Below are 1,782 nucleotides of genomic sequence, written 5' to 3'. Positions count from 1 at the left end.
CGCTGCCGCGGGAGTTGCCGTTTCGGCGGCCCTTGGGGTGGTCCGTGCCCCCTGCCCTGCCGGAGGCCGGGATGCTGCGGGATGGCGGGGTGACGCTGGCGCTGGCGGGCGATGGGCGCACCCTGCTGGTGCAGGATGTGCATGCCGCCTGGTCGACCCTGTCGGTGCGTATGGTTGGGCGCGTGGTGGGGCGTTGCTGTCTGGAATGGGCCAGCCCGGAGTGGGCCTGTCTGGAACGGGGCCTGGAACGCGATGGGGCGGACGGGGACCTGACCCTGTCGGTGGCCGGGATCGGCCGGACGGTGCGCGCGCTGGGCCGGGATGGGCCGGTGGCGCCGGACCTGGCGCGGGCGATCGACGCGATCGACCGGTGGGCGGCGGGGATGCCGGGGGTATCCCGGGGCGATGCGCACGGAAGCGTGCGTCGGGACGAGAGCGATGACGGGGGCGAGAACCGGGGAGAGGACGGGCCGGCGCCGAGCGATCGGCCGGTGGACCTGACGCTGCGGCTACGTGGGCGGCAGGTCTTTATCGGGAGCGTGCCTGTCGGGTGGCCGTGAAATCCGTCGTGAAATCCATGGCGTCGGCATCGGCGTCGGAGGGAGCGAGGGCGTCGCGCAGGGACGCGACTTCCTGCCGGAGGCGCTGGAGTTCCTGCTCCATGGTTTCGGCGGCGGATGGCGCGGAGGACGGAGCGGGTTCGGGGGAGCGGGAGGCCGGGGGCTGGTCGGACGCCGGATGGTAGAAGGCGGCGAACATAGACATGGCGCGGTCCATCATCGCCAGGTTCTGCCGCCCGATCTTTTCCATCTCGGGCGGCAGGAAGGTTTCCATCGTCCGCTGCATCGTGGCGCGGACCTGCTTCTGGCCGGCGGCGAACTGTTCCATCATCTGGTCCAGATAGTCGGGCACCAGCCCCTGCATGCTGTCGCCGTAGAAGCGGATGAGCTGCCGGAGGAAAGTGGCGGGCAGCATGGCGCGGCCCTTGGTCTCTTCCTCCATGATGATCTGGGTCAGGACGGCGCGGGTGATGTCGTCGCCGGTGCGCGCGTCATGGACCACGAACTCCTTGCCAGCACGGACCATATCAGCCAGCGTGTCGAGGGTGATGTAGATCGAGCTTTCGGTGTCGTACAGGCGACGGTTCGCGTATTTCTTGATGACGATCGGGGCGACCGGGCTGCTGGCATCCGGCAATATGGCCTCCATCAACGAAGCTGGGCCGTCGGTCGGCACGGGGTGGGCGGAACGAAGCGATGGCACGTCCTGGCTGAACGCGAATCCGGCGAGGATGGATGCATCACGGCCGCCTGTATGCGGCCGGGAAAGCGGAAAGGATAGCATGAGACGCAGCAGGATGCACGATGCGCCGCGCGGCCGGATGGCGGTTTTCCGCGAGACGGGCACGGATGACCGGTAATCCGCCCGATCCGGCGGCGCTGATGCGGGACTGGATGGCGATCTGGCAGAGCGAGGGCGCCGCCTTGCGCATGGACCGGGAATGGGCCGAGACGATGCAGCGCGTGGCGCGGTTCTGGGCCGAACATGCTGCCCCAGCCCCAGCCCCGGCGTCGGCGTCGGCGTCCGCGGGCGCTGAGAAGGAAGCGGCCGGGGATGCGGCCGCTGGGGAAGGAGCGCGCGATCGTGACGCAGGATCCTGGACCGGGGGATGGCCGCCTTTTCCCGCCTTTGCCTCCGGGGCCGATGCTGCGCCGTGGGCCGCGCCCGCTGGCGCTGCACCTGCTGGCGGCGGCGAACTGGGGGCCATCCTGGGGGCCATCC

2 protein-coding genes and 1 pseudogene are annotated in these 1,782 nt (G+C 70.1%); 2 read left to right on the top strand and 1 reads right to left on the bottom strand.

Annotated elements, in window-relative coordinates; all coding sequences use genetic code 11:
- Window positions 1–560 (top strand): annotated as a pseudogene (locus HUK84_RS16850) (DUF2125 domain-containing protein); the annotation flags it as partial.
- Here the strand turns inward: HUK84_RS16850 and phaR are convergent.
- A complete protein-coding gene (phaR, locus tag HUK84_RS16845; protein ID WP_176641303.1) occupies window positions 529–1,209 on the bottom strand; it encodes a polyhydroxyalkanoate synthesis repressor PhaR in 681 nt (226 codons plus the stop codon). The pseudogene HUK84_RS16850 and the gene phaR sit on opposite strands and share 32 nt — an antisense overlap.
- Window positions 1,210–1,409: 200 nt before the next feature.
- Between phaR and HUK84_RS16840 the strand changes: the two genes are divergently transcribed.
- A partial coding sequence (locus HUK84_RS16840; protein WP_246285751.1) for a hypothetical protein occupies window positions 1,410–1,782 on the top strand: 373 nt, incomplete at its 3' end.

Origin of the sequence: Nguyenibacter vanlangensis, assembly GCF_013376155.1 — a bacterium.
GTDB lineage: Bacteria > Pseudomonadota > Alphaproteobacteria > Acetobacterales > Acetobacteraceae > Gluconacetobacter > Gluconacetobacter vanlangensis.
This window is presented reverse-complemented; position numbering and strand designations above follow the sequence as displayed.